Source organism: Rhizobium sp. SYY.PMSO, from assembly GCF_046840415.1.
In the GTDB taxonomy this organism is placed as follows: domain Bacteria; phylum Pseudomonadota; class Alphaproteobacteria; order Rhizobiales; family Rhizobiaceae; genus Rhizobium.
Window position 1 is genome coordinate 3,148,876 of the sequence record NZ_CP177349.1, and the last position, 25,835, is coordinate 3,174,710.

General features: G+C 62.1%; 24 protein-coding genes. 12 read left to right on the forward strand and 12 right to left on the reverse strand.

Annotation, left to right across the window (positions count from 1 at the left end; all coding sequences use genetic code 11):
• Window positions 1–11 precede the first annotated feature (11 nt).
• Window positions 12–185 (forward strand): hypothetical protein, encoded by a 174-nt coding sequence (locus ACJJVH_RS15270; RefSeq protein ID WP_412064276.1) that lies wholly within the window; start codon window positions 12–14, stop codon window positions 183–185.
• 240 nt (window positions 186–425) lie between these two features.
• Here ACJJVH_RS15270 and phbB read toward each other — a convergent pair whose 3' ends face one another.
• Entirely contained in the window at window positions 426–1,151 is a 726-nt protein-coding gene (phbB, locus tag ACJJVH_RS15275) for an acetoacetyl-CoA reductase (protein ID WP_112795966.1), read from the reverse strand.
• A 99-nt stretch (window positions 1,152–1,250) separates the two neighbouring features.
• Window positions 1,251–2,432, reverse strand: a complete 1,182-nt coding sequence (locus ACJJVH_RS15280; RefSeq protein WP_112795964.1) for an acetyl-CoA C-acetyltransferase — start codon at window positions 2,430–2,432, stop codon at window positions 1,251–1,253.
• Window positions 2,433–2,672: 240 nt separating this feature from the next.
• Here ACJJVH_RS15280 and phaR point away from each other — a divergent pair, with 240 nt between their 5' ends.
• Window positions 2,673–3,245: a polyhydroxyalkanoate synthesis repressor PhaR gene (phaR, locus tag ACJJVH_RS15285; RefSeq protein ID WP_112795962.1), complete on the forward strand. Its 573-nt coding sequence runs from the start codon at window positions 2,673–2,675 to the stop codon at window positions 3,243–3,245.
• A 223-nt stretch (window positions 3,246–3,468) separates the two neighbouring features.
• Here the strand turns inward: phaR and rpmF are convergent, their stop codons facing one another.
• From rpmF to mtgA, 3 genes are all read right to left on the reverse strand, one after another.
• Window positions 3,469–3,654 carry a 50S ribosomal protein L32 gene (rpmF, locus tag ACJJVH_RS15290; RefSeq protein WP_006724402.1) on the reverse strand — a complete coding sequence of 62 codons (186 nt, stop codon included), beginning with the start codon at window positions 3,652–3,654 and terminating at the stop codon, window positions 3,469–3,471.
• A 179-nt stretch (window positions 3,655–3,833) separates the two neighbouring features.
• Complete coding sequence (locus ACJJVH_RS15295; protein WP_112795960.1) at window positions 3,834–4,481, reverse strand: glutathione S-transferase family protein; 648 nt, start codon at window positions 4,479–4,481, stop codon at window positions 3,834–3,836.
• A gap of 82 nt (window positions 4,482–4,563) precedes the next feature.
• Window positions 4,564–5,388 (reverse strand): monofunctional biosynthetic peptidoglycan transglycosylase, encoded by an 825-nt coding sequence (mtgA, locus tag ACJJVH_RS15300; protein ID WP_412064277.1) that lies wholly within the window; start codon window positions 5,386–5,388, stop codon window positions 4,564–4,566.
• A 100-nt stretch (window positions 5,389–5,488) separates the two neighbouring features.
• Here mtgA and ACJJVH_RS15305 point away from each other — a divergent pair, with 100 nt between their 5' ends.
• Together ACJJVH_RS15305 and ACJJVH_RS15310 are read left to right on the forward strand one after the other, a co-directional pair.
• Window positions 5,489–6,403: a polyprenyl synthetase family protein gene (locus tag ACJJVH_RS15305; RefSeq protein WP_412064278.1), complete on the forward strand. Its 915-nt coding sequence runs from the start codon at window positions 5,489–5,491 to the stop codon at window positions 6,401–6,403.
• 259 nt (window positions 6,404–6,662) lie between these two features.
• Window positions 6,663–7,304, forward strand: a complete 642-nt coding sequence (locus ACJJVH_RS15310) for a LysE family translocator (RefSeq protein WP_112796139.1) — start codon at window positions 6,663–6,665, stop codon at window positions 7,302–7,304.
• A gap of 81 nt (window positions 7,305–7,385) precedes the next feature.
• Here ACJJVH_RS15310 and ispG read toward each other — a convergent pair whose 3' ends face one another.
• Together ispG and ACJJVH_RS15320 are read right to left on the reverse strand one after the other, a co-directional pair.
• Window positions 7,386–8,639, reverse strand: a complete 1,254-nt coding sequence (gene ispG / locus ACJJVH_RS15315; protein ID WP_113359170.1) for a flavodoxin-dependent (E)-4-hydroxy-3-methylbut-2-enyl-diphosphate synthase — start codon at window positions 8,637–8,639, stop codon at window positions 7,386–7,388.
• Between the two features lie 127 nt (window positions 8,640–8,766).
• Window positions 8,767–9,966, reverse strand: a complete 1,200-nt coding sequence (locus ACJJVH_RS15320; RefSeq protein WP_112795956.1) for an MFS transporter — start codon at window positions 9,964–9,966, stop codon at window positions 8,767–8,769.
• Between the two features lie 256 nt (window positions 9,967–10,222).
• Between ACJJVH_RS15320 and ACJJVH_RS15325 the strand changes: the two genes are divergently transcribed.
• Together ACJJVH_RS15325 and ACJJVH_RS15330 are read left to right on the forward strand one after the other, a co-directional pair.
• Window positions 10,223–11,095, forward strand: a complete 873-nt coding sequence (locus ACJJVH_RS15325) for a DMT family transporter (protein ID WP_112795953.1) — start codon at window positions 10,223–10,225, stop codon at window positions 11,093–11,095.
• 253 nt (window positions 11,096–11,348) lie between these two features.
• Window positions 11,349–12,083 carry an SDR family oxidoreductase gene (locus ACJJVH_RS15330; RefSeq protein WP_412064279.1) on the forward strand — a complete coding sequence of 245 codons (735 nt, stop codon included), beginning with the start codon at window positions 11,349–11,351 and terminating at the stop codon, window positions 12,081–12,083.
• On the opposite strand, the gene ACJJVH_RS15335 is transcribed toward ACJJVH_RS15330, so the two are convergent.
• Together ACJJVH_RS15335 and ACJJVH_RS15340 are read right to left on the reverse strand one after the other, a co-directional pair.
• On the reverse strand, window positions 12,034–12,972 hold the full coding sequence (locus tag ACJJVH_RS15335; RefSeq protein WP_412064280.1) for a LysR family transcriptional regulator: 939 nt from the start codon (window positions 12,970–12,972) through the stop codon (window positions 12,034–12,036). The genes ACJJVH_RS15330 and ACJJVH_RS15335 overlap by 50 nt on opposite strands.
• A 141-nt stretch (window positions 12,973–13,113) precedes the next feature.
• Complete coding sequence (locus tag ACJJVH_RS15340) at window positions 13,114–13,500, reverse strand: cupin domain-containing protein (RefSeq protein ID WP_113422328.1); 387 nt, start codon at window positions 13,498–13,500, stop codon at window positions 13,114–13,116.
• Window positions 13,501–13,730: 230 nt separating this feature from the next.
• Between ACJJVH_RS15340 and ACJJVH_RS15345 the strand changes: the two genes are divergently transcribed.
• The 4 genes from ACJJVH_RS15345 to ACJJVH_RS15360 all read left to right on the forward strand — a co-directional run bounded on the left by ACJJVH_RS15345 (window position 13,731) and on the right by ACJJVH_RS15360 (window position 17,547).
• Window positions 13,731–14,504, forward strand: coding sequence for an amino acid ABC transporter substrate-binding protein (locus ACJJVH_RS15345; RefSeq protein WP_112795945.1), 774 nt, complete (start codon window positions 13,731–13,733; stop codon window positions 14,502–14,504).
• 85 nt (window positions 14,505–14,589) lie between these two features.
• Window positions 14,590–15,270 carry an amino acid ABC transporter permease gene (locus tag ACJJVH_RS15350; protein ID WP_112795943.1) on the forward strand — a complete coding sequence of 227 codons (681 nt, stop codon included), beginning with the start codon at window positions 14,590–14,592 and terminating at the stop codon, window positions 15,268–15,270.
• Entirely contained in the window at window positions 15,267–16,028 is a 762-nt protein-coding gene (locus tag ACJJVH_RS15355) for an amino acid ABC transporter ATP-binding protein (protein WP_113405164.1), read from the forward strand. Before ACJJVH_RS15350 ends, ACJJVH_RS15355 begins: the two co-directional genes overlap by 4 nt.
• A gap of 271 nt (window positions 16,029–16,299) precedes the next feature.
• The gene (locus ACJJVH_RS15360) at window positions 16,300–17,547 is read left to right on the forward strand and encodes an MFS transporter (RefSeq protein ID WP_412064281.1); all 1,248 of its coding nucleotides are present in this window, start codon (window positions 16,300–16,302) and stop codon (window positions 17,545–17,547) included.
• A gap of 18 nt (window positions 17,548–17,565) precedes the next feature.
• Here the strand turns inward: ACJJVH_RS15360 and ACJJVH_RS15365 are convergent, their stop codons facing one another.
• The 3 genes from ACJJVH_RS15365 to ACJJVH_RS15375 form a co-directional block, all read right to left on the reverse strand.
• Window positions 17,566–18,024, reverse strand: coding sequence for a GNAT family N-acetyltransferase (locus ACJJVH_RS15365; protein ID WP_113369752.1), 459 nt, complete (start codon window positions 18,022–18,024; stop codon window positions 17,566–17,568).
• Between the two features lie 99 nt (window positions 18,025–18,123).
• Window positions 18,124–21,585 (reverse strand): pyruvate carboxylase, encoded by a 3,462-nt coding sequence (pyc, locus tag ACJJVH_RS15370; protein WP_112795935.1) that lies wholly within the window; start codon window positions 21,583–21,585, stop codon window positions 18,124–18,126.
• 115 nt (window positions 21,586–21,700) lie between these two features.
• Window positions 21,701–22,441 carry a LuxR family transcriptional regulator gene (locus tag ACJJVH_RS15375; protein ID WP_112795933.1) on the reverse strand — a complete coding sequence of 247 codons (741 nt, stop codon included), beginning with the start codon at window positions 22,439–22,441 and terminating at the stop codon, window positions 21,701–21,703.
• 379 nt (window positions 22,442–22,820) lie between these two features.
• On the opposite strand from ACJJVH_RS15375, the gene ACJJVH_RS15380 reads away from it, so the two are divergent.
• Together ACJJVH_RS15380 and ACJJVH_RS15385 are read left to right on the forward strand one after the other, a co-directional pair.
• On the forward strand, window positions 22,821–24,590 hold the full coding sequence (locus tag ACJJVH_RS15380; RefSeq protein WP_113384919.1) for a glucan ABC transporter ATP-binding protein/ permease: 1,770 nt from the start codon (window positions 22,821–22,823) through the stop codon (window positions 24,588–24,590).
• A gap of 956 nt (window positions 24,591–25,546) precedes the next feature.
• Window positions 25,547–25,807 (forward strand): hypothetical protein, encoded by a 261-nt coding sequence (locus tag ACJJVH_RS15385; protein WP_412064282.1) that lies wholly within the window; start codon window positions 25,547–25,549, stop codon window positions 25,805–25,807.
• The last annotated feature ends 28 nt before the right edge of the window (window positions 25,808–25,835 follow it).

Sequence of the window (25,835 nt, forward strand, 5' to 3'; positions counted from 1 at the left end):
GGAACGGCACCATGGCCGAAATCATCGCAAGCATTGCAGCCCTTGTGCTCATCGGCACCACTTTCTATGCGCTCGGGTGCGCGATAAGAGCGCGGGACAAGGAGCGGCGGGAAGTGGCGTTGAATGCCGTCATTCTGGAATTCAAGCCCCGGCAGGGACATCAGATACATTCAAGACGCGGCTGATTGCCGGGCCAGAGCCTTTCCGCTTTTCTTCAAATCGCGCAAACGCTCTTTCCTTCCGTCTTCAAGCAAGTCCACACGGAAAACCGCTATGCGCTTTCCGGGAATTGCTTAGCCGGCGAGCGGTTTTGTGATGCGAACGAACTGAAAAGGCTCGGCGCTTCATGGAAGCGCCGAGCCTTTCGTTTTGCTGTTTCGTTTAACTCCATGGGAAAATCGCTGCGCTTTTTTCCCGGAATTGCCTCAGACGAAGAACTGCCCGCCATTGGCCGATATCGTCGATCCCGTGATGAAACCGGCATCGTCGCTGGCAAGGAAGACCGCCACTCGGGCGATTTCCTCCGGCTCGCCCAGGCGTCCCACGGGAATCTGCGGGATGATGCGTTCGTTCAGCACCTTTTCCGGCACAGCCAGCACCATTTCCGTGCCGATATAGCCGGGGCAAATGGCGTTCACGGTAATGTTCTTGGCGGCGCCTTCCTGTGCGAGAGCCTTGGTGAATCCAAGGTCGCCGGCCTTGGCGGCCGAATAGTTCGCCTGGCCCATCTGCCCTTTCTGGCCGTTGATCGAAGAGATGTTGATGATGCGGCCGAAGCTGCGGTCGCGCATCCCCTGCCAGACATGATGGGTCATGTTGAACAGGCCGGTGAGGTTGGTGTTGATGACCTCGTGCCATTGCTGCGGCGTCATCTTATGGAACATGGCGTCGCGGGTGATGCCGGCATTGTTGACCAGAACCTCGACATGGCCGAGATCGTGCTCGACCTTGGCGATGCCCTTGCCGCAGGCCTCGTAATCGGTCACGTCCCACTTGTGGACGGCAATGCCGGTTACATCGTGGAAAGCCCGGGCTTTTTCGTCGTTGCCGGCATAGGTCGCCGCCACCTTGTAGCCCGCATTGTGCAGCGCCATCGAAATGGCGGCTCCAATGCCGCGTGTCCCTCCGGTTACCAAAGCCACTCTGCTCATGTGCCACTCCCCTCTGTTGTCGCGGAGGCGGGACGCCCGCACACCGGGTCGCCCGCTCCGCTTTCACCACTTCTTCTGGAAAACCCCTTTCAAGGCGCGTCAGAGCGCCTCGAAGCACATGGCGACGCCCATGCCGCCGCCGATACACAGCGTAGCGAGCCCCTTGCGGGCGCCACGGCGCTTCATTTCGAACAGCAGCGTGTTGAGGATACGGGCGCCGGAAGCGCCGATGGGGTGGCCGATGGCGATCGCGCCACCGTTGACGTTGACGATCGACGTATCCCAGCCGAGATCCTTGTTGACGGCGCAAGCCTGGGCGGCAAAAGCCTCGTTGGCCTCGACGAGATCGAGGTCGCCGACGGACCATCCGGCCTTTTCCAGCGCCTTGCGGGAAGCCGGGATCGGCCCGGTGCCCATGACCTGCGGATCGACGCCGGCCGTTGCCCAGGAAACGATGCGGGCAAGCGGCTGTATGCCGCGGCGCGAGGCTTCCGCCTCGGTCATCAACAGGGCGGCGGCGGCGCCGTCATTGAGGCCGGACGCGTTGCCGGCAGTGACCGTGCCTTCCTTGTCGAAGGCCGGGCGAAGCTTCACCATGCCGTCCAGCGTCGCCCCATGGCGGATATATTCGTCGGCATCGACGGTGACGTCGCCCTTTCGCGTCTTGATGGTGAAGGGAACGATCTCGTCCGCGAAGCGGCCGGCTTTCTGCGCGGCTTCCGCCTTGTTCTGCGAGGCAACGGCAAACTGATCCTGATCCTCGCGCGAAAGCTGCCACTGCCGCGCGACATTTTCTGCGGTGATGCCCATGTGATAGCCGTAGAAGGCGTCGGTCAGGCCGTCCTTGATCATGGTGTCGACCATCTTCATGTCGCCCATCTTGGTGCCGGCACGAAGGTTTGCGGCATGCGGCGCCATCGACATGGATTCCTGGCCGCCGGCAACGATGATCTTCGCGTCTCCGGTTGCGATCTGCTGCATGCCGAGCGCGACGGCGCGCAGGCCGGAACCGCAAAGCTGGTTGACGCCCCAGGCGGTGGCCTCCTGCGGAATACCGGCCTTCATCGCCGCCTGGCGTGCCGGATTCTGGCCTTCGCCGGCCTGAAGCACCTGGCCGAGAATGACCTCGTCGACTTCCTTGGCGTCGACGCCGGCGCGCTCCAGCACGCCCTTGATGGCGGCGGCGCCGAGCTCATGAGCCGGAACGGTCGCAAAAGCTCCGTTGAAGGAACCGACCGCGGTACGGGCGGCGCTGGCGACGACGATGGATGAATTGCTCATGGATGCCTCCTCACAGAATGAACAAGTATATGAGGCGAAACTGTCAAAGCTTTGCGCCCGAGTCAAACAGCAAGAATTTTCGGCGCGCAGATTTCACGAACCCGCCACCGCCTGCAAAAATCCAACCAAGGGAAAGGGCTTGCCGCATCGCACAAAGCGATTGTCACCACGCTTCTTTTGCGTCTACACTCCGAAGTGGAGGAGCATTCCATACAATCAGACGGGGCCAGGAGACTGATAATGGCAAAGAATGAGGGCCAGATCGTAATCAAGAAATACGCCAATCGCCGCCTATACAACACCGGAACCAGCACCTACGTGACGCTGGACGACCTGGCGGAGATGGTCAAAAAGGGCGAGGAGTTCATCGTCCAGGACGCCAAGAGCGGTGAAGACATTACGCATTCTGTCCTGACGCAGATTATTTTCGAACAGGAATCGAAAACCGGCAACACGCTGCTGCCGATTTCATTCCTCCGGCAGCTCATCGGCTATTACGGCGACCAGATGCAGATGGTCGTGCCGAGCTTCCTTGAACACTCGATGCGTTCTTTCACGGAACAGCAGACCCAGATGCGCGAGCAGATCAATCGCGCCTTCGGCGAAACGCCCCTCGGCAAGAACCTGCAGCTGCCGATACAGATGGTCGAGGAGCAGGTCCGTCGCAACACCGAAATGTTCCAGCAGGCCATGCAGATGTTCTCGCCCTTCATGAAGCCGCCGGTCAAGGAAAGCCGCAAGGCGGAAGCCAAGGACATCGACGAGCTGAAGGAACAGCTCCGTGCCATGCAGAACAAGCTGGACAGTTTGTGAGGCAGGACGGCGGCGGAACGCGGCCCTGAATTTGCGGAGAATGTTCGCCCCCTCTGCCCCTTCGCGACATTTCTCCGGGAAGGCCCCGCAGGGATAGGAGGCATCAGGAGGCGCGGCACGAGACGCTGCTTGGTGCCCGCTCTCACAAACGACCCTGATCAGAAACAGAAAAAGGCCGGCGTAACGCCGGCCTTTTATTCATGCCATCAAGGCAGCGCCTGAATTATGCGCTTTCCTTCGGCGTCAGAACCTGGCGGCCGCGATACATGCCGGTCTTCAGGTCGATGTGGTGCGGGCGGCGCAGTTCGCCGGAGTTCTTGTCTTCGACGTAGGTCGAGGCCTTCAGGGCGTCGGCCGAGCGGCGCATACCGCGCTTGGACGGGCTCGTTTTTCTCTTCGGTACAGCCATTCTCGTTACTCCATGGACGGACGAAACATATCCGCGGCCAGCAAGGCGGCCGAAACAGATATGCATCAATTTCGGAAATTGGGGCGGCTTATACATGGCTTGTCGGACTTTGACCAGTCCCTTCCAGCATTTTTTGCCGGCTGCAACGGATTCGCGGATATTCGAAGCCGAATCGGCGCTCAAGCCTCGTCTTCCGGAACGATCCATGTTTCTTCCAGCGCCGCCGCCTCCCACTTCCTCCAGGCCGGCAGTGCCTTCATCGCAGCCATATAGTCCCGCGTGTCGGCCGCAACATCGATGTCGTATCTTTCCAGGCGGCTGACGACGGGCGCGAACATCGCATCCGCCCCCGAAAACGCGCCGAACAGGAAGGGGCCGCCGGATCGGGAGCGCGCCTCGCGCCAGATGGTCTCGATGCGCGCCACGTCCTCCATGACGCCCTCCGGCAGATCGAGGCGGCTGACGGGGCGCCGCATGTTCATCGGACATGCATTGCGAAGCGCTCGAAAACCGGAAAGCATCTCCATGCCGTAGGCCCGCGCCAGCGCCCGGTCCTTCCGATCCCCCGGGAGAAGTCCGGCATGCGGGAAAAGCTCGGCCACATACTCGATGATGGCGAGCGATTCCCAGAGCTTGAATCCATCATGGTCCAGCAACGGCACCTTGCCGGTCGGCGATACCTGGCGAATGCGGGGATTGCCGCCCGGGAAATCGAAGGGGATCAGAACCTCTTCGAAGGGGACGCCGCAACCTTCGAGCGCGATCCACGGCCGGAACGACCAGGAGGAATAGTTCTTGTTGCCGATATAGAGGGTCAGCTTGTCCATGATCGCTGTTTCCTTTCCGGTTCCTGCGTCCTGACCGACAATGCCGGATGACGATCAGCCGATCGAACGACAAGTTGTGATCTCAGTCATAAAGACATCTGATGTATGCATCCGCATTCCGGGCGCGGCGCTGGATCAGCGAGGCAAGCTGGCTGAGCCCTCGCCCCGGCTTGCTCGCCACCCGGTCGATCGGGTTGGGAAGCGAAACGGCGAGAAGAGCCGCCTGGCGCGCCGTGAGCCTTGAGGCCGGCACCTTGAAATGATAGCGCGCCGCCGCCTCGATGCCGTAAATGCCCGGGCCCCATTCGGCGACATTGAGGTAGATCTCCATCATGCGGCGCTTGGACCAGACGGCGGAGGCGAAAACCGCCAGCGGCAGTTCCAGGGTCTTGCGCACGAAGGAGCGGCTGTTCCAGAGAAAAAGGTTCTTCACCGTCTGCATCGGGATCGTGCTGCCGCCGCGCGTCGACTTGCCGTGCAGGGTTTCGTCGACGAGCACCCGCATTTCGCCCCAATCGACGCCGCCGTGATAACAGAACTGCCCATCCTCGGACACCATGACCGATTTCACCAGCACCGGCGCGATATTGTCGAGCGGCACCCAGCGGCGGTCATAGCCGCGAAAGGTAACGGCATCCCCGATCATCAGGGTCGAGACGGGGTGGATGAGCGGCAGCAGATAGACGAAAATGAAAAGATAGGGCAGCAGGAAAACGCCGATCAGCACCAGGACGATGCGCTGCCAAAGCGGCCTTGCCTTGAATCGCGCAAGCAGGCCGGACCGTTGCGGCACTTCGGCTTCCTCCTCATTGTCCGTCGATATGTCCAATTGCCGAAGGTCCACGATGGCTCCATCCCGGCGCAGGCTGGATGCAACCGGGAAACGCGCTGATGCTGCATTCGTCATACCGCCTACATGCAGCGATGACCAGAGTCCGGCGCGATTCCCCATCCGGCTGTTGACAATTCTCGTTGCCAGCAACCGCCTCTCATGCCAAACAGCGGCCATGGACAGCACCTACTCCTCATTCGAACAGCGCCTCCGGGACAATGCCGGCAAGATAGAAGCCCTGCTGAACCGGCTTCTCGGCGACGCCCCGGCAAACGACGAGATCGTTCGCCCGGCGCGGCTTCTGGGCGCCATGCGCCACGGTGTCCTGAATGGCGGCAAGCGCCTGCGTCCCTTTCTCGTCATGGAATCGGCAGCGCTTCTCGGCGGCAACGCGGAGGCCGCGCTCAGGGTCGGCGCCGCACTCGAATGCGTGCACTGTTATTCCCTCGTCCATGACGACCTGCCCGCCATGGACGACGACGACCTGCGCCGTGGCCAGCCGACGGTCCATATCGCCTTCGACTATGCAACGGCGATCCTGGCGGGCGACAGCCTGCTGACCTATGCCTTCGACATCATTGCCGCCCCCGAAACCGAGCTGCCGGCGGATCGGAAAATGGCGCTCGTTCTGGCGCTGGCGCGAGCGGCCGGCATCGGCGGCATGGCCGGCGGCCAGGCCCTCGATCTCGCGGCGGAGAAGGAAACTCCGGATGAAAGCGGCATCACCACGCTGCAGGCGATGAAGACCGGCGCGTTGATCCGCTTCGCCTGCGAGGCCGGGGCCATCATCGCTGGCGCATCGGCGCAAGACCGCCAGCGTCTCCGGACGTTCGGCGAAAAGATCGGCCTTGCCTTCCAGCTCGCCGACGATCTTCTCGACCTCACCGCCGATGCCGCCACCATGGGCAAGGCAACCGGCAAGGATGCCGCTCGCGGCAAGGGTACGCTGGTCGCCCTGCGCGGCCAGGAATGGGCCGAGGCGACGCTTTCCAGGCTGGTAAACGAAGCAGCAGGCCTGCTGTCAGGCTATGGCGACAAGGCAGACGTGCTGACGGAAACCGCCCGTTTCGTCGCGAACCGCAGGAACTGACTCGGGCACAGGAGCACGAGGCAGTCCGCCGGCAGACGGACCAACGGCCGCAGCGCACCGCTCAAGGGCGCTTATGGATGCGGGAACAGGCCGGCATGGCAGCCCGACTTGCGATCCATTCGCCGATGGAATGTCACCATAACAAGAATCCATGCGTTGCCGGGTGATTTCCGCTGCATTTTGTGACACATTGCCGTCCCGGGATTGGCCCATAGACGCAGAATTGTTCGCGCCGGCCGATGCTTCGGGAAATTTCTCCATGCACGAAACGCTTGCCTATCTGCCGCAGATTCTGCCGGCCTATATTGCCTACATCGTTGCCGTGGTCAGTCCGGGTCCGGCGATCATGGCCATCATCGGCACATCGATGACGCATGGCCGCAAGGCCGGCACGACCATAGCGCTCGGCATCTTCGGCGGCTCGCTGACCTGGGCGACCGCGGCTGCCGCAGGTCTTGCCACGCTGCTGCAAACCTATGCCATGGCGCTGGAGGTGCTGAAAATCTTCGGCGGCATCTACCTGCTCTATCTCGCCTACAAGGCATTCCGCGCCGTTCGGGCCAGCGGCGAGATGCCGACGGCGGCGGAAGGACCGAAAACGCCCGGCTTCAAATCGCTGCTCCTGCGCGGCTACGGCATCCACGTCACCAATCCGAAAGCGATCTTCGCCTGGCTTGCCATCATCGCGCTCGGCATGCCTCAGGGAGCGCCCGCTTCCGTGGCGGTGCTGATCATCGCGGTTTGCGGCGTCACCGGCTTCGTGGTGTTCATGGGCTATGCGATCCTGTTTTCGACACCCCATGCGCTGAAGGTCTATCGCAATGCGCGCCGCTGGATCGAGGGCGTCATGGCCGGCTTCTACTGCTTTGCCGGCATCAAGCTGCTGACGAGCAACATCTAAAGCAGCCACAGCAAAGGTGCGAGGTAGCTTTGCGGCCGGAACTACGTGAAAACTGGCAGATAGGGCGGTTTGAGCGGCGGATCACTCCGCCGCGACATCCTTCCGGCCGAACCGCTTCTCGATGTAATCGCCAACCAGCGCCTCGAAATCCGAAGCGATGTTCGGGCCGCGCAACGTCATGGCCTTCTGGCCGTCGATGAAGACCGGGGCGGCCGGCGTCTCGCCGGTGCCGGGCAGGGAAATGCCGATATCGGCATGCTTGCTTTCGCCGGGACCGTTGACGATGCAGCCCATGACGGCGACGTTCAGCGCCTCGACCCCCGGATACTTTTCGCGCCAGACCGGCATGTTCTTGCGAATGTCGTTCTGGATGTTCTGCGCCAACTCCTGGAAGACGGTCGACGTCGTTCGGCCGCAGCCGGGACAAGCCGCGACGACGGGAATGAACTGGCGGAAGCCCATGACCTGCAGAAGCTCCTGCGCCACCTGCACCTCACGGGTGCGGTCACCATTCGGCTCCGGGGTCAACGAAACGCGGATCGTGTCACCGATGCCGTGCTGCAGCACATAACCCATGGCGGCGGACGAAGCGACGATGCCCTTCGAGCCCATGCCGGCCTCGGTGAGGCCGAGATGCAGGGCGTGGTCGGAGCGTTCGGACAGCATGGAATAGACGGCGATCAGATCCTGTACCTGGCTGACCTTGGCCGACAGGATGATGCGGTTGCGCGGCAGACCGATTTCTTCGGCGAGATCGGCCGAGATCAGTGCCGATTGCACGATGGTCTCGCGCGTCACCTGCCGGGCCGACAACGGAGAGCCTTCGGCGGCATTCTTGTCCATCAGCGCGGTCAATAGGTCCTGATCGAGCGAGCCCCAGTTGACGCCGATGCGCACCGGCTTGTCGTAGCGGATCGCCATTTCGATGATTTCGGCGAACTGCTTGTCCTTCTTGTCCTTGAAACCGACATTGCCGGGATTGATGCGGTATTTCGCCAGCGCCTCGGCGCAGGCCGGATGATCGGCAAGCAGCTTGTGGCCGATATAATGAAAATCGCCGATCAGCGGCACGTCCATGCCGAGCCGCAGCAGCCGCTCGCGGATCTTCGGCACGGCGGCCGCGCTCTCGTCACGATCGACGGTGATACGCACGAGCTCGGAGCCGGCCTTGAAGAGGGCCGCCACCTGCGCCACGGTCGAATCGATATCGGCCGTATCGGTGTTGGTCATGGACTGCACGACCACAGGCGCACCGCCGCCGACGATCACGCCGCCGACATCGACGGCAACGGAGGAACGGCGCGGTTTCGGATCGAAATCACTGGCGGACGACATGGAAAGCTCTCGCAGGCCTTTGAAACGGGTGCCTTTCAGGTGGATCACGAAACGATCGTTGTCAACCGCTCCGGCAATCTCTTTTGATCGGACGGGAGCCACCCGTTACCGGTCAAAAATGACGAAATTAATGCTTGCTGCCGCCAATGCCGTCGGCGTAGCGCGCGAGCGGCGACAAGGCCAGCACCACGAGCAGCAGCACCGGCAGCGCCATCAGCACAGGCGAGAAGCCGACATGCTCGGCGGCGAAGCCGATGGCGGACGGTGCCACCAGCATACCGGAATAGCCGAGCGTCGTGACGACCGAAATGCCGATGCCGGGCTGCAGGCCCGGAATGTTGCCGGCCGCCGAAAACGCGATCGGCACCATGTTGGAAATCCCGATGCCGCACAGCGCGAAACCGAGAATGGCGATTTCCGCATTCGGCGCCAGCGCCGCCATCAGCATGCCGACAATGGCAAAGACCGTGCAGACGCGCAGCGTGCGCACGGCACCCAGCCAGTCGCGCACGAAATCGCCGGCGAAGCGCATGGTCGCCATGGTGGCCGAAAACGCGGCGAAGCCGAAGCCGGACAGCGCCACCGACGCGCCCTTTTCCTGACCGAGATAGAGCGCGCTCCAATCGAGCACCGCGCCTTCCGGCACCATGCAGAACAGCGCGACGATACCGAGCAGCCAGGGTAGCGGGATCATCGGCAGCTTTGCCTTCGGCTTGGCTTCGTCGGGATGCGGCTGGTCGCCCAGAACCATCGGCCAGGCGACGATCAGGAAAAGAACGGCGAGAACGGTCGACGCCTCGGCGTGGCCGAGAACGCCCCAGCGCGAAATCAGCAGCCCGCCGATCGCCGACCCCAGCAGGCCGCCCAGGCTCCAGAAGGCATGGCAGGAGGACATGATCGCCCGGCGCATGGATTTCTCGACCGAGACGGCGTTGGCGTTCATCGCCACGTCCATGGCGCCGACGAAGCCGCCGAAAAGGAAAAGCGCGATGGCCGCGGTCCAGACGTTCGGCGCCAGGGTGAGAGCCAGAATCATCGGCAGCAGCAGCACCGCAAAGGCGCGCACGACGATGCGCGATCCACGCACGGCGATCTGCGCACCCGCAAGCGGCATCATCACCAGCGACCCGACGCCGAAGGCGAGGATCATCAGGCCGAGCTCGAATTTCGTCAGGTGCAGCCGCTCGGCGAATTCGGGAATTTTCGGCGCCCAGCAGCCGACCATGAACCCGTTCAGCAAGAACAGCAGGGACACGGCGGCGCGCGGTTTTGTGAAAAATCCGCTCCTTTGCGCCTCCAGGCCCGCCATTCTCATCCTCTCGTCCATGAAAATTCCTCCAAAGCGCTTGCCGCAGTCTATTTAAATCGATTGAAATCTCAACGGCCCGAAACCGGGATGCCGGTCACATTTCGTCTCCGTCTGTTAAAGCGCAGGCAAAGCCGCCACAACCCCGAATAAATATTTCGTGACCCTCAGCAGCCGTCGAAAAGCCCTATTGACGGCGAAAAAGTAGGCTCCTATCGATTGAAGCCTGAAATGTTCTTCAGCCGGCCCGCTTCGGGTCATCCTCTGGTGCATCCCCGTGAAAAACTCCATCGGCTACGGCATCCTGCTTACGGTGTTTGCCTACATGCTGTTCACCGCCCACGATTCGGCGGTGAAGCTGCTTGTCGCCTCCATTCCGGTCTGGCAAGTCCTGTTCATCCGAAGCTGCACCATCCTGGCCGGCTGCTTCGTCTTCGAGGGACCCGCGCTCGTTCACAAGGTTGCGCGCTCGCCGATCCTCAAGCCGATGATCGTGCGCAGCGTCATCATCCTGATCGCCTGGATTTCCTATTATTCGGCCGCTTCCTACCTGCAACTCGCCGAGGTGACGACGCTCTATTATGCAGCCCCCATCGTCGGCACGATCCTTGCGACCATCGTGCTGCGCGAAAAGGTCACGTTCGCGCGCTGGATGGCCGTCGGCGTCGGCTTCTGCGGCGTGGTCATCGCCTCCAATCCGGTAGGCCTGTCGATCTCCTGGCCGGTCTATCTGGCGCTGCAAGCCGCCGTCCTGTGGGCAAGCGGCATGGTGCTGCTGCGCAAGACGGCGCTGCACGAGAAGAGCCATATCCAGATGGCCGTCTCCAACATCATGTTCATCGTCCTGACCGCCGGCATGGCGATCGCCCACTGGCACACGCCGACACCCTTCCAGGTGGTCCTGCTGGCGCTGACCGGCGTGATTGCCGGCGCCGGCCAGCTCGCTCTCTTCGAAGGCATGCGCCAGGCCCCGGTCTCGGTGCTGGCGCCGTTCGAATACACCTCGCTCGTCTGGGCCTTCCTGCTCGGCTACATGATCTGGGGCGACATCCCCGGCGCCAACACCTTCATCGGCGCGATCCTGATCCTCAGCGCCGGATTCATCATCATCGTCAGCGAACGGATCAAACGGCGGCCGGCTGCGGCGTGAATGCAGGTTTCAACGCCATAATTGCCATCCCAAACGCCTAGAGCAGTTCCTCGTTTCACGGAATCGATGAACCGCTCTATCCCTTTGTTTTTACGCGATTCCGGACGGAAAACCGCTGCGCACTTTTCCTGGAATTGCTCTAGCCGGCGCCGACATCGGAAAATCCGATGATATCATCGTTTTTCTCCGTTTTCGATCTTCCGGCCTTTCTGCCAAGTCTTCCCCGAAAGCATCCACATCGGGAGTAAAATACATGGCATCGGCAGACATGACGAATTCACGAATCCTCATCGTCGGCGGCAGTTCCGGAATGGGCCTGGCGCTGGCGAAACAGGCTATCGCAGCCGGCGCGGAGGTAATCATCGTCGGGCGGAACGAGGACAAGCTCCGGCATGCCCGTGCGGAATTGCAAAGTTCAGCGCTGTCCACTGTCGCGCTCGATATCACACAGGAAGCGCAGGTTGCCGATCTTTTCGGACGGATCGAAGGGCTCGATCACATCGTCAGCACCGCCGCCGACATCGAAGGCGCCTATGAATTGTTGCCTTCACTGGATCTGAAGGCAGCGCAAAGGGTGGTGGAAAGCAAATTCTATGGACCGCTGCTGCTCGCCAAATATGGCGCCCGAAAACTCGCGTCCACCAGCTCGATCACATTTACATCCGGTATCGCGGCCTACCGCCCGTCGGCGCGAGGTTCGGTCGTCGCCGCCGTCAACGCGGCATTGGAGGGGCTGGTCCGTGCGCTCGCAGTCGAGCTGGCACCGATCCGCGTCAACGTTGTTTCGCCTGGCTGGGTCAATACACCTATCTGGACATTCGTAGCCGGCGACAAGAAGGACGAAACGCTGGACGCCATGGCAAAGCGGCTGCCGGTCGGCCGCATCGGCCAACCCGAGGATATCGCCAAGGCTATCGGCTATCTGATGGGCAATGGCTTTACGACGGGGACGACACTGCATGTCGAGGGCGGACACCGGCTGATCTGACCGCCGCGAAGTGTTCGATTGAGGCCGTCAGCAGCGATCGCAGCGCTGGCGGCTGAACACGCCGGCGACGCCAGATCATCGCCAACGTAACCGTCCGGTCCGATCCTGGCCACGACACCTCACCGATTTCACCGCGATCGAGCGCCTCGGCAGCCGCAAGGCGCGGCACCAGCGCGATTCCGGCGCCGGCCGCCACCAGCCGGATGATCGCACCGACGCTGCCGACCTCCGCGGAAGGCTTCGGCGCTGGCACGCCGGCGTCGGCAAATGCCTTGTCGAACATGGCGCGGTAGGCACAGCCGACCTCGGTCGCAAGAAACTCCATCGATGCAAGCCCGGCCAAATCCAGCTCCCTCGCCATGAATTTTGCCTGGGGGTGTATCGCAACGATCAGCGGCTCGGTCGCGATTGCCCGCCGGACGAAACGCTCGTCGAAACCACCCTGATCGAAGCAGAAAGCAAGGTCGATCTCGCCGGTGTCGAGCTTGCGCAACAGATCGCCGCTGCCGGCCACCTTCAGCTGGAGGCTGACATCGGGATGATCGCTCTGGAAAGCCGACAGCCACTCGGGAAGCTTGATAGCGGCGATTGTCTCCAGCGCACCTATCGTGACCAACCCGGCCTGATGCCCTGCCGCTGCCACGACGGCCCCGCGTGCCTCGTCCGCCAGCGCCAACATCTCCTCGGCATATGAGACCAGCGTCTCACCCGCCTGCGTCAGCCCTAGACCTTGTTTCGAGCGGGTAAAAAGCACCGCTCCCAACTCAGCCTCGAGCGACTGCATCTGGTCGCTGACGCTGGATTGCGCAAGATGAACCTCCTGCGCCGCCCGCGTGAAGCTTTTGCTGCGGGCGACCGCCAGGAATGTTTTCAGGAGTCGAGGATGCATCGGTACACGCCGCGCCTGTCTGGAGGTCTGGCGCCGCTACGATCATAAAGACGAGGAAGCGCCCGTTGGCGGAAAGGCTGCCATACGGCTCACGCAGTCGTCAACAGGACCTAGGCAACCCACCGGTCGGCGCGATGCAATCTATATCCAGATATCGTTCTCAGCCGTCCTTGCACCGCCTTCGCGACCGGTGTTCAAAGTGCCGCGCGGTTCGATCAGCATCATCCGGACTTCCTTCTCCGCGAAGGGCTTGTGCTCCATTCCCTTCGGAACGACGAACATTTCGCCAGGTCCGATATGGACGGCACCGTCACGAAAATCGATCCGCAACCGCCCCTCTATAACGATGAACGCCTCATCCGTTTCCGGATGATCATGCCAGATGAAATCCCCCTCGATGCGGACGAGCTTGAACTGATAGTCATTCATTTCAGCGATGACGCGAGGCTGCCAGAACCCCTCGATCCTTTCAAGCCTCTCCTGCAAATTGACGGCCTGCTTTCCCCGAGCCGCATTGACATCTGTCATGGTCTTCCCTTTCGGATATGAAAGGAATGATTGTCGGCCGCGGCGCCGGATTGATCTTGAACGTTTGTGCAAATGAGCGGCTTTCTTCGCGAAGCTGTCGAATCCGCCGAATCTTGAGAAAAATATTCGCAATTGCCCATTTATCTCGCAGTTTTCTACGCTTCCGCGCTGCGATTTTTCTGCGATGTATGCGACATTGAATGAAACCGCTCCAGAAACGGAAGAAAACGATGAACTGGTTGAAGACTGCCGCTGCTGCCGCGCTTGTACAGGCCGCGCTCCTCCTGCCGGCACATGCCGGCGACAACCTCAAGGCGATCCAGGCGGCCGGCGTGCTGAAAGTCGGCACGGAAGGCACCTATGCGCCGTTCACCTATCATGACGAGAACAACAAGCTCACCGGCTTCGATGTCGAGATCGCCGAGGCGATCGCCGCCAAGCTCGGCGTCAAGGCACAGTTCCTCGAAGGCAAATGGGACGGCCTGATCGCCGGCCTCGACGCCAACCGCTACGACACCGTCATCAACGAGGTCGGCATCACCGACGCCCGCAAGCAGAAGTATGATTTCTCCGATCCCTACATCGCCTCCAAGGCCGTGCTGATCGTCAAGGACAGCAACACCGACATCAAGGATTTCGCCGATCTCAAGGGCAAGAAGTCCGCGCAGTCGCTGACCAGCAACTTCGGCAAGCTCGCCACGGAGTCCGGCGCCGAGCTCGTCGGCACGGATGGTTTCGACCAGTCGATCCAGCTCGTGCTGACCGGCCGCGCCGATGCGACGATCAACGACAGCCTCTCCTTCCTCGACTTCAAGAAGCACAAGCCCGATGCGCCGGTGAAGATCGTCGCCCAGCAGGCCAATGCCGATTATTCCGCCGCCATCATCCGCAAGGGCGAACCGGAGCTGCAGGCCGCCATCAACAAGGCGCTGGCCGATATCAAGGCTGACGGCACCTATGCCAAGATTTCCCAGAAATACTTCGGACAGGACGTTTCGAAGTAAGAGGGAATAGCCAGAAAAACCAAATTGTGAAAAAAATGCGTCCGGGGTCATCTCCGGACGCATTCTCTTATCGAAAGGCTTCTCTGTGGGGCATTGGCTGCAACTGATGTGGGAATCACTGGGCACGCTGCTTTGGGCGGGGCTCGTCTTCACCATCCCGCTCACCCTGATCACCTTTGTTCTCGGCCTGCTGCTCGGCCTGCTCACGGCCGTCACAAGGCTGTTCGGCCCGCCGCCGCTGGCGGCCGTTGCGCGCTTCTATGTCTGGGTCATTCGCGGCACGCCGCTGCTGGTGCAGCTCTTCGTCATCTTCTACGGCCTGCCGAGCCTCGGCATCCTGCTCGATGCCTTTCCGGCCGCAGTGATCGGCTTCACGCTCAGCGTCGGCGCCTATACGTCGGAAATCATCCGCGCCGTCATTTCCTCCGTGCCGAAGGGGCAGTGGGAAGCCGCCTATTCGATCGGCATGAGCTGGCGCCAGGCCATGAGCCGCACCATCCTGCCGCAGGCAGCCCGCGTCGCCGTGCCGCCGCTGTCGAACACGTTCATCTCTCTGGTCAAGGACACCTCGCTTGCCGCCGCCATCACCGTGCCGGAACTGTTCCAGGCCGCGCAACGCATCGTGGCGACGACCTACGAGCCGCTGATCCTCTATATCGAGGCGGCGCTGATCTATCTCGTCCTCAGCACCTTTCTCTCGACGCTGCAGGGCTCCCTCGAACGCCGTTTCGCCCGCTATGGCGGCACGCTGGAGGCGCGGACATGATCGAGCTTTCGCATATCGAAAAGCGCTTCGGCGACAACGTCATCCTCAAGGACATCAACCTGGTGATCCCGGAGGGCACGGTGACGGCGCTTGTGGGCCCCTCCGGCGGCGGCAAGAGCACGCTGCTGCGCTGCATCAACCTTTTGGAAATCCCGACCGCCGGCACGATCCGCATCGGCGGGGAGGCGATCACCTTCGCGCCCGACAAGCGGGTCGCGTGGCAGGATATCCAGAAGATCCGCCGCCAGACCGGCATGGTCTTCCAGAATTTCCAGCTCTTCCCGCATCAGACCGCCATCGGCAACGTCATGGAGGGGCTGACGACCGTGCTGCGCTGGCCGCAGGACAAGGCCCGCGCCCGCGCCGTCGAGCTTTTGACCAAGGTCGGCATGGCGCACAAGATGGATGCCTGGCCCTCGACGCTATCAGGCGGCCAGCAGCAGCGCGTCGCCATCGCCCGGGCGCTCGCCCCTTCGCCGCGCGTCCTGCTCTGCGACGAGCCGACGTCCGCGCTCGATCCGGAACTGGCGGCCGAAGTGGTCGATGTCCTCGGCAAGCTCGCCAGCGAAGGCACGACCATGGTCATGGCGACGCACGACCTGCGCCTTGCCTCGAAGATCGCCAACAATGTGGTGTTCCTCGAAGCGGGCAACATCGTCGAAACCGGGTCTTCAAGCAGCATTTTCGGTGCCCCGTCGCAGGAGCGGACCCGGCAGTTCATCTCGACGCTGAATGCCGGTCACAGCTACGACATATAAGAGGCCCTGCGCCTAAAGCGCAGACAAGCCCGTTTGCCCTGCCGACGGCCGCGCATTGACGATGCGCGGCTTTCCGTTTAGCTCTTACGTCATGAACACGACTTTGGTTCTCGTTGTGGTAGGAAGGCGCATGGGCAGGATGGTGTAACCATCCGGCGAAAGCACCCATGCGCGGTAAGCAGGCTCCTGACGGGGCCTTTTTTATTGCCCTCATTCCGGGCGGCACCCGTCAGATCTCCCTCGACTTCCCACCCGCACGACGGACAAGGCCATGACGCGCACCGAAAACCGCATCCAACGTTCAGCCACGCAAGCCATCGAAGATCCGACCATTGGGAGAGCAGCCGTACAGCCGCGGCTGACGACCCTTATCCTGCTTTCCGCGCTTGCCGTGCTGCCGGTCAACATGATCCTGCCGTCGCTGCCGAAGATCGCTGCGGCATTTCACGCCGATTTCGCCCTTGTGAACCTGTCGGTCGCCGGTTTTTCCATCGTCACGGCAACCCTTGAGGCGATCGGCGGCGCGATATCGGACCGGTTCGGCCGCAGGTCGGTCGTCCTGACGGCACTTTCCATCTTCGTCGTCGCGTCGGTCGGCTGCGCTCTCGCCCCCGATATCGGCACCTTCCTCGTCTTCCGCTCGATGCAGGCCTGTATCGGACCGTGCTACTCCGTCGCCCTCGTCATCATCAAGGAAACCTCGGGCGAACGCGAAGCCGCCAGCAAATTCGGCTACCTCGCCATGGGATGGGCGCTGGCGCCCATGGTCGGTCCGCTGTTCGGCGGCTCGCTGGACGAAGTCTTCGGCTGGCAGGCGAGCTTCGTCGTCCTCGCGGTTCTCGGGGCGGCCGCATTCCTCCTGTCCATGCGCGAATTGAAGGGATCGAAAGCACCGTCGCCGGGATCGCGCAGGAACTACCTCGCCTCCTATGGGCTGCTCCTGTGCTCGGCGCGATTCTGGGCCTATACGCTCTGCATGTCCTGCTCGATGGGCGTGCTCTACATCTTCCTCGGCGGAGCGCCGCTTACCATTGGCGATGCGCTCGGCGGCTCGAGCGCCAGGCTCGGCTTCTACATGGGCCTAGTTCCCGCCGGCTTCATTCTCGGCAGCTATCTGGCCGGCCGCTATGGCGCGCGGATCCCGCTCGGCAGGATACTGGTCGTCGCGCGGCTTCTGACCTGCATCGGGCTCGCCTTCGGCCTCGCTCTGTCGCTATCAGGCATGACGCAGATACTGGCGCTGTTCGGCCCCTGCATCTTCATCGGTCTCGGCAACGGCCTGACCATGCCGGCCGCCAACAGCGGCGCGATGTCGGTTCGGTCGGATATGGTCGGCACGGCCGCGGGACTCGCCGCTGCCCTGCGGATCGCAGGCGGTGCGCTCATCGGCTCCATCGCAGGGCTGTTTCTTGAGCGGTCGGCAACGATCCACACGCTGTTCGTCCTGATGCTGGTATCCTCGATGCTCGCACTGCTGGCGGCGCTTTGGGCTGCCGTGATCGAGAGGCGGGCATGCTGAGGGGAAGCTTTCGCGCAGCTATTCGATACGCTTGCTCATGTGGACGAGAAAACCGTCCTTGAGTGGCTCTTCGCGATCGATCGCATAGCCACTCCTCAGATAAAGCTGCACATTCTCGGCAAAGCGCTTGTTCGTGTAGAGCCGAAGGTCCTTGACGCCGAGCGAGGCGGCGACCTGCTCGGCATGGGCAAGCAACCTCCTGCCGATGCCCTGACCCTGATGCCGAGGCGATACGGCAATATTCTCGATCAACAGGTGGTCCGCACCCGGCACCATCTCGATCAATGCCACAAGCTCGCCTTCGGCCTCCACGAGGTCGATGCGATGCTTGCGCACGGCCTCGGCATAGTCCGCCATCATCGGCAATGGTTCGCGACCGATAAGGGGCACCCATTTGCCGTAGGCCTCGCGCGTCAAGGCGCGAATGCCGTCGATATCGGCATTGGACGCCGCGCGCAGGGAAACCGCTCCCGTCACTCCTCCACCTCCATGGATCCGGCCTTGGCCGCGGCCCGACGTAAAAAGCGGAATATTTTCATTGGCGGCCAGCTTCGCCGGCCGCCTCTCGCATCTCAATTATGCGCCGTAGACGACCAGCAGGTCCTTGGCATCGATCTGGTCGCCGGCGCGCACGAGCACTTCGGAAATCGTGCCGTCCTTTTCGGCGTGCAGCGCCGTTTCCATCTTCATGGCCTCGATGGAAACCAGCACATCGCCGGCCTTGATCGCCTGGCCGGGCGCGACGAAGACCGTGGAGATGACGCCCGGCATCGGCGCGCCGACATGGGCGGCATTGCCGGTCTCGGCCTTGCGGCGTACCGCGCTGCCGGAAGCGCCGTGGGCGCGATCCGGCACCTTGATGCGGCGCGGCTGGCCGTTGAGCTCGAAGAACACCGTCACCATGCCCTTGTCGTCGGTCGCCGTCATCGCCTGGTTGACGATCACGAGCGTCTTGCCCTTCTCGATTTCGGCAAACAGCTCGTCGCCTTCCTTCAGGCCGTAGAAATAGGCTGGCGTCGGCAGCACCGAGACCGGGCCGTAGGTGTCGGCCGCCAATGCGTAATCGGTGAAGACCTTCGGATACATCAGGTAGGAGGCGAATTCGAAATCGTCGACCTTGCGCTCCAGCTTGGTCTCGATTGCCTTGCGCTCGGCATCGAGATCGGCTTCGGCAAGCAGCGAGCCGGGGCGGACGGTATAGGGTTTGTCGCCCTTCAGCGCCTTCTTCTGCAACGCTTCCGGCCATCCCGACGGCGGCTGGCCGAGATCGCCCTTCAGCATGGAGACGACCGAATCCGGGAAGGCGATGTCCTTGGCCGGGTTCTCGACATCGGCAACCGTCAGGTCCTGGCTGACCATCATCAGCGCCATGTCGCCGACCACCTTGGAGGACGGCGTCACCTTGACGATATCGCCGAACATCTGGTTGGCATCGGCATAGGCCTGCGCCACCTGATGCCAGCGGGTCTCAAGCCCGAGCGAGCGGGCCTGCTCCTTGAGATTGGTGAACTGGCCGCCCGGCATTTCGTGCAGATAGACCTCCGAAGCCGGTCCCTTGAGGTCGCTTTCGAAGGCGGCGTACTGGTGGCGCACGGCTTCCCAGTAGAAAGAAATGCGGCGAATCCACTCCGGATCGAGGCCCGGATCGCGCTCCGAGCCCTTGAGCGCCTCGACGATCGAGCCGAGGCACGGCTGCGAGGTATTGCCCGACAGCGCATCCATCGCCGCGTCCACGGCATCGACGCCGGCGTCGACCGCAGCCAGTACCGTCGCGGCCGCAATGCCCGAGGTGTCATGCGTGTGGAAGTGGATCGGCAGCCCGGTCGCCTCGCGCAGCGCCTTGAACAGCACCTTGGCGGCGGCCGGCTTCAGCAGGCCGGCCATGTCCTTCAGCGCGATGATGTGAGCGCCGGCCTTTTCCAGCTCGACGGCAAGATCGGTATAATATTTGAGATCGTATTTCGGGCGGGCGGAGTTGAGGATGTCGCCCGTGTAGCAGATCGCTGCCTCGCAGAGCTTGTTCTCCTCGGCGACGGCATCCATCGACACGCGCATGTTCTCGACCCAGTTCAGGCAGTCGAAGACGCGGAAGAGATCGACGCCGCCCTTGGCCGCCTGCCGGACGAAGTATTTCACGACATTGTCGGGATAGTTGGTGTAGCCAACGCCGTTGGCGCCGCGCAGCAGCATCTGCAGCAAAAGGTTCGGCGCGGCCTCGCGGATCAGCGACAGGCGCTCCCACGGATCTTCGGTGAGGAAGCGCATGGAAACGTCGAAAGTGGCGCCGCCCCAGCACTCCAGCGACAGAAGCTGCGGCAGTGCACGCGCATAGGTGCCGGCGATGCTGGCGATATCGTAGGTGCGCATGCGGGTGGCGAGCAGCGACTGATGCCCGTCGCGCATCGTCGTGTCGGTCATCAGAACGCGCTTCTCGCCGCGCATCCATTCGGCGAATTTCTGCGGACCGAGCTTGTCGAGCAGCTGCTTGGTGCCGTCGGGAACGTTACTGTCAATGTAGGGCAGCACCGGTTCGGCCACCTTGGGCGAAGGAGCCGGCCGGCCGCGCGTCTCGGGATGACCGTTGACGGTGACGTCGGCAAGGTAGGTGAGCAGCTTCGTGGCGCGATCCTGACGCTTGACCTGCTGGAACAGCTCGGGCGTCGAATCGATGAAGCGCGTCGTATAGCTGTTGTCGCGGAATTTCGGGTGCGTGATGATCGCTTCGAGGAAGGTGAGGTTCGTCGCCACGCCGCGGATGCGGAATTCGCGCAAGGCGCGATCCATGCGGGCGATCGCTTCCTGGGGGTTCGGCGCCCAGGCGGTCACCTTCACCAGCAGCGGATCGTAATAGCGGGTGATGATCGCGCCGGTATAGGAGGTGCCGCCATCGAGACGGATGCCGAAACCGGACGCCGAGCGATAGGCGGTGATGCGGCCGTAGTCCGGAATGAAGTTATGCTCCGGGTCCTCGGTGGTCACGCGGCACTGCAGCGCATGGCCGTTGAGGCGGATGTCTTCCTGGCGTGGAACGCCCGATTCCGGCGTGCCGATGGCAAAGCCGTCGAGGATGTGGATCTGCGCCTTGACGATATCGATGCCGGTGACGACTTCGGTGACGGTATGCTCCACCTGGATGCGCGGATTGACTTCGATGAAGTAGAATTTGCCGGTATCGGCATCCATCAGATATTCGACGGTGCCGGCGCCGATATAGTTCGTCGCCTTGGCGATCTTCAGCGAATAGGCGGCCAGCTCCTGGCGCTGCGCATCGCTGAGATAGGGCGCCGGCGCACGCTCGACGACCTTCTGGTTGCGGCGCTGCACTGAACAGTCGCGCTCGAAGAGATGCACGACATTGCCGTGCGTGTCGCCGAGGATCTGGCTTTCGACATGGCGGGCGCGCTCGACCAGCTTTTCGAGATAGACCTCGTCCTTGCCGAAGGCGGCCTTTGCCTCGCGCTTGGCTTCCGTCACTTCCTTGGCGAGATCGGCCTCGGAGCGGATGACGCGCATGCCGCGGCCACCGCCGCCCCAGGAAGCCTTGAGCATGACCGGATAGCCGATCTTCTCGGCCATGCGGGCCACTTCCGCCATATCGTCCGGCAGCGGCTCGGTGGCCGGCACGACGGGCACGCCGACCGAGATCGCGAGGTTGCGCGCTGCGACCTTGTTGCCGAGCTGGCGCATCGTATCGGCGCGCGGGCCGATGAAGATGATGCCGGCGGCATCGCAGGCATCGACGAATTCCGGGCTTTCCGACAGCAGGCCGTAGCCCGGATGGATGGCGTCGGCACCGGAAAGCTTGGCGACGCGGATGATCTCGTCGATGGACAGATAGCTTTCGATCGGCCCGAGATCGCGGGCAAGATGCGGGCCGCGGCCGACCTGATAGCTCTCGTCCGCCTTGAAGCGATGCAGCGCCAGTTTGTCTTCCTCGGCCCAGATGGCGACCGTTTTTATGCCAAGCTCGTTAGCGGCGCGGAACACGCGGATAGCGATTTCGGAACGGTTGGCGACCAGGATCTTGGAAATAGGCAATGCGCTCTCCTCACGGCATCGAAACGGGCAATGCTGCACCCGCGAAGAGAATTCTTAACTTCTTGTCACGGGAAGTTCAATTTCCCCATGGCCCCGAACGATAAAATAGTTTCCGCTAGGGAATAAGTCCGTTTCTGAAAGCGATGGCAACGATATGCTGCCGGTTCTTGGCCTTCAGCTTGTCCTGGATGCTGTTCATGTACCAGTCGACGGTATGATTGGAAATCGCCAGGAGCCGGCTGATCTCGATGGACGTCATGCCGTCCGCCAGATGGTTCAGCACCTCCATCTCGCGCTTGGTCAGCTTCAGGTCGGCCTTTCCGGGCTCTTCGAAGAACTGCGCCTCGTCGTTCAGCTCCAGGAGCCGCCAGAAGGCTTTTCTGGCGACCGCGTCGAACAGGGAGAGCTCCGTTGGGGAAAGATCGACCGCCTCGCCGCCGATCGTCATGCTTCCCAGCAGGCCGCTGCGCCCATGGATCGGGAAAATATAGCCGTCGACGAGGCCGTTGGCGCGGGCATCCGCCATCATCTGCTCCATGCGCCGCCGGAGCGGGTCCGTCTTCAGCGCGGCCACGGCATCCCTCCAGCGGAAGGGACGCTGCGCGCGGGTGGCATAACGCGCGACCGGATCCACCAGCATGTACCGCTTGCGAACGTAGGTCATCGGCCATTGATCGGGCCACCGGCCCGCCAGCATGAAGTTGGAAACGTCGACGTTCGGCCGCGTTTGCTTCAGCAGGCCGTAGAAATCGAACTTATAGGAGCGCAGCACGAGTTCGAGCTCGGTCACGACGTTCCTGGCAAGCTTGCATTCCTCGATGACCACAAGCAATTGCAATAGCGAATGGATATTCACATCTACCCCCGGCTTTTCAGCCCGAATTATTGGCGAACGAGCATTGCCAACCATTCCGCCAGGCCCCACAGCACGCTCGATCGCCGGCAACATACTCAGGTCGGCGCGAAAATGAACGCCTTTAGCGAATTTTTTACTATTCAACCTTGAATGGCGATCCATGCGTGACTTATTAGTAACGGATCATATCACGGCAGGGTCGTCCGCAAAGTGTCTCATTTCTGCTGCGGCCGATAGCGTCATCACCCTGCCATCGCCCGTGTCGCGCGAAAAATTCCCTTGAGAAAACAGCTGTAGATTCCGTTAATCGCCGGTTCAGGTAGCGATCTGTAGCATCCCAGCATTCCGAAGTTTTGCTGATGCACAGAGGGTGCCAGACGTGTCACTGTTCAAAGTCTATGCAAGAGCCCTGAAGTATCTTGGCGCGTATCGATACCGCGTTTGGATGGTCGTAATCGCAAACATCGCGCTTGCGATGACCACCATCTACGAGCCGGTTCTGTTCGGCCGCATCTTCGATGCCATTGCCAAGAAGGACGCGGTCGCTCCGACCATGATGCTGTGGGCCGGCTTCGCCGTCTTCAGCGCCGTCGCCTTCATCGTGGTGTCCCGCGAGGCCGACCGCCTCGCGCACGGCCGCCGCGCCTCCCTGCTTACCGAAGCATTCGGCCGCATCATTTCCATGCCGCTCTCCTGGCATAGCCAGCGCGGCACGGCGAGCGCGCTGAACACGCTGCTGCGCGCCTGCGAAGCACTGTTCGGCCTGTGGCTCGAATTCATGCGCAACCACCTGACGACCGCCGTCGCGCTCATCATCATGATCCCGACCGCCATTGCCATGGACCTGCGCCTGTCCGCAGTTCTCATCCTGCTCGGCGTCTTCTACTGGTTCATCGGCCGCCTGGTCATGAACCGTACGAAGGATGGCCAGACCTCGGTCGAAAGCCACTACAACACCGTCTTCTCGCATGTGAGCGACTCGATCAGCAACGTCTCGGTGCTGCACAGCTACAACCGCATCGAAGCTGAAACCAAGGCGCTGAGGTCGTTCACCGAACGGCTGCTCGCTGCCCAGTATCCGGTTCTCGACTGGTGGGCCCTGGCCGGCGCCCTGAACCGCACGGCATCGACCGTCGCCATGATGGCGATCCTGATGATCGGCACCGTTCTCGTTCAGGACGGCAGCCTGAGCCTCGGCGCGCTGATCACCTTCATCGCCTTTGCGAACGTGCTGATCGGCCGCCTGGAGCAGCTGCGCAACTTCGCCAACCAGATTTTCGAGGCTCGCGCCAAGCTCGAAGACTTCTACACGCTGGAAGATTCGGTTCGCGACCGTGAAGAGCCGGCTGGCCTTGCCGAAATGAAGGATGTCAAGGGCGAAGTGGAATTCCGCGACGTATCCTTCGGCTTCGCCAACTCCTCGCAGGGCCTGCACGACATTTCCTTCAAGGTGAAGGCGGGCCAGACCGTCGCCATCGTCGGCCCGACCGGCGCCGGCAAGACGACGCTCGTCAACCTGCTCCAGCGTGTCTTCGACTCGCAGAAGGGCCAGATCCTCGTCGACGGTCAGGACATCACCAAGGTCACGCGCAAGTCGCTGCGTCGCTTCATCGCCACCGTCTTCCAGGATGCCGGTCTGCTGAACCGCTCGATCAGCGACAACATCCGCCTCGGCCGCGAAGGCGCGACGCAGGAAGAAATGATCCGCGCGGCCCAGGCCGCCGCCGCCAACGACTTCATCGAAAACCGCGAAAGCGGCTACGACACCCGCGTCGGCGAGCGTGGCAACAAGCTCTCGGGCGGCGAGCGTCAGCGTATCGCGATTGCCCGGGCCATCCTGAAGGATGCGCCGATCCTCGTGCTCGACGAGGCAACCAGCGCGCTCGACGTGGAAACCGAAAACCGGGTCAAGTCGGCGATCGACAATCTTCGCCAGAACCGTACGACCTTCATCATTGCGCACCGCCTGTCGACGGTCCGCGAAGCCGATATGGTTCTCTTCCTCGATAATGGCCGCATCATCGAGAACGGCAGCTTCAGCGAGCTCAGCCAGAGCAACGGCCGCTTTGCCGCCCTGCTGCGCGCCAGCGGTATCCTGACGGACGAGGAAGTCCGCAAGGCTCACGCAACGGAAAACGAAGCCGCCTGACATTCGCAAGGGGCCCAGGATCGAAGCCGGGAGAGCGACACTCTCCCGGCTTTTTCTTTGTCGGCAGGCACGGATATCCTCGTTCCATCGATGTCGCTCCTGCGGCAAGTGCAGGGCTGCGCACTTCAGGACGAAAATGGAGCGCGCTGCGGACAGAACCATTCAAGACAAGCAGTCTTGCGAAGCACGCTCCCTGCATGGCTAGAATTATCGGAATGGAGCGGGCGGTGGGGGATATCCCCTCTTCTTCGGCAAGAAAGGGTACGCGGCAGCGATCTCATCTCATATGCGATGGCCCTCTGCCCGCATGATCAGGTGAGTGGATCATGCGACCGAATCCCGGATAGTGAACGACCGCAAGCCGCTCAAATCTCCGATCGGACTATCGCTCATGCGGTTCGAAGCATTGGTGCCGTATCCATCCGAGGTCTGGGGCAAGTCCGGCAAATTCGCCCTCGCCGCTGCCGTCGGCAAATGACCGTCATTCTCAACACCCGAATGCGGGGCCGCGACGCATCGCCGCCCGACCTGTGATGCCTCTCTGTCCCTTTTTTCAGACCATCCACTCAGCCGATGCCTCGACAAGCTCGAAAGACCCGAGGGCGACGAGGTAGGGATTTTGCGAAAACCCGCGAAGCCGGGCAAATCGGCGGCCGGCGACAGACAGGCACCGGGAATCCAGGAACTGCCCCGCGACAAAGCCGGGCCTTCCACGCCCTCCAATCGGAGACCATCCCGGCCCGGCGCCGCCATGCCGCAAGAGCACCGGGCCGGAGCTAGATCAGGACTTGCGCCCGAAGGAGACCCGGGCCTGGCGGTCATGACCGGCTGCCTGCCGCCGGTGCGGGAGGCTTTCAGCTCGACCGGCGGATTCCTGACCGGCTGCCCGGCAACATTGGCGGTGGGAAGCTCTTCAAGCCGGCGCAAGGTCAGCCTTGCAGCTCGGGATTCGGACGATGGCCGACATCCGCCGGGAAGGTTCCGTCATCCTTGCCGCCGGTCTGGCTGCAGGCGCGGCTATTGTTCGAAGAAGGGCCGCCGGATTGTTCGGCTCGCCGCCGCTCGTATTCCTGCCGCTGACGAAGAAGCTCCTAGGGTGGCAAAATCGGCCCAATAAGAACCTTCATTCACGCCTTGCTTCGCTAGGCGCGCGTGGTCGGTGGCCAAGGTACAGTCTCTCAAGGGAAAAAGCGGCAAGAGATCTCGTGAAAAACTGAGCCGCACCCTGCGGCGCGGCTCATGGAA

Bases quoted from the DNA above. Each gene is read 5' to 3' on its own strand.
- ACJJVH_RS15270 (WP_412064276.1), top strand. From the start codon at position 12: ATGGCCGAAATCATCGCAAGCATTGCAGCCCTTGTGCTCATCGGCACC.
- phbB (WP_112795966.1), bottom strand. From the start codon at position 1,151: ATGAGCAGAGTGGCTTTGGTAACCGGAGGGACACGCGGCATTGGAGCC.
- ACJJVH_RS15280 (WP_112795964.1), bottom strand. From the start codon at position 2,432: ATGAGCAATTCATCCATCGTCGTCGCCAGCGCCGCCCGTACCGCGGTC.
- phaR (WP_112795962.1), top strand. From the start codon at position 2,673: ATGGCAAAGAATGAGGGCCAGATCGTAATCAAGAAATACGCCAATCGC.
- rpmF (WP_006724402.1), bottom strand. From the start codon at position 3,654: ATGGCTGTACCGAAGAGAAAAACGAGCCCGTCCAAGCGCGGTATGCGC.
- ACJJVH_RS15295 (WP_112795960.1), bottom strand. From the start codon at position 4,481: ATGGACAAGCTGACCCTCTATATCGGCAACAAGAACTATTCCTCCTGG.
- mtgA (WP_412064277.1), bottom strand. From the start codon at position 5,388: ATGACGAATGCAGCATCAGCGCGTTTCCCGGTTGCATCCAGCCTGCGC.
- ACJJVH_RS15305 (WP_412064278.1), top strand. From the start codon at position 5,489: ATGGACAGCACCTACTCCTCATTCGAACAGCGCCTCCGGGACAATGCC.
- ACJJVH_RS15310 (WP_112796139.1), top strand. From the start codon at position 6,663: ATGCACGAAACGCTTGCCTATCTGCCGCAGATTCTGCCGGCCTATATT.
- ispG (WP_113359170.1), bottom strand. From the start codon at position 8,639: ATGTCGTCCGCCAGTGATTTCGATCCGAAACCGCGCCGTTCCTCCGTT.
- ACJJVH_RS15320 (WP_112795956.1), bottom strand. From the start codon at position 9,966: ATGGACGAGAGGATGAGAATGGCGGGCCTGGAGGCGCAAAGGAGCGGA.
- ACJJVH_RS15330 (WP_412064279.1), top strand. From the start codon at position 11,349: ATGGCATCGGCAGACATGACGAATTCACGAATCCTCATCGTCGGCGGC.
- ACJJVH_RS15335 (WP_412064280.1), bottom strand. From the start codon at position 12,972: ATGCATCCTCGACTCCTGAAAACATTCCTGGCGGTCGCCCGCAGCAAA.
- ACJJVH_RS15340 (WP_113422328.1), bottom strand. From the start codon at position 13,500: ATGACAGATGTCAATGCGGCTCGGGGAAAGCAGGCCGTCAATTTGCAG.
- ACJJVH_RS15345 (WP_112795945.1), top strand. From the start codon at position 13,731: ATGAACTGGTTGAAGACTGCCGCTGCTGCCGCGCTTGTACAGGCCGCG.
- ACJJVH_RS15355 (WP_113405164.1), top strand. From the start codon at position 15,267: ATGATCGAGCTTTCGCATATCGAAAAGCGCTTCGGCGACAACGTCATC.
- ACJJVH_RS15360 (WP_412064281.1), top strand. From the start codon at position 16,300: ATGACGCGCACCGAAAACCGCATCCAACGTTCAGCCACGCAAGCCATC.
- ACJJVH_RS15385 (WP_412064282.1), top strand. From the start codon at position 25,547: ATGGCCGACATCCGCCGGGAAGGTTCCGTCATCCTTGCCGCCGGTCTG.